The organism is Staphylococcus pasteuri, assembly GCF_030547725.1.
In the GTDB taxonomy this organism is placed as follows: domain Bacteria; phylum Bacillota; class Bacilli; order Staphylococcales; family Staphylococcaceae; genus Staphylococcus; species Staphylococcus pasteuri.
Genome location: NZ_JAUOQO010000601.1, coordinates 1 through 253 on the forward strand (window position 1 = coordinate 1; position 253 = coordinate 253).

The 253-nt window shown below is 37.2% G+C and carries 1 protein-coding gene; it reads left to right on the top strand.

All coding sequences use genetic code 11. The features are described 5' to 3' along the window. Positions 1-253, top strand: a 253-nt coding sequence (locus Q4528_RS14865; protein WP_303522445.1) for a macro domain-containing protein, incomplete at both ends; no start/stop codon positions are given.

Here is a 253-nt window from a genome sequence, read left to right on the forward strand (position 1 = left end):
CACTAAAGGCTCTTTATTTGAAAATAAATATGACGCTGTAATTAACACCGTAAACTGTCAAGGCGTAATGGGCACCGGCATAGCGCTAGAGTTCAAAACAAAACACCCTGACATGTTTAAACAATACAAACTTGATTGTGATAGAGACAAGATCCGTATCGGAAAAGGGTCTCGGTTTGATTGCAACAATGGATTGATTATCTTTAATTTACCAACCAAACCTAATTGGTATGATAAATCAACGGTTCACTAC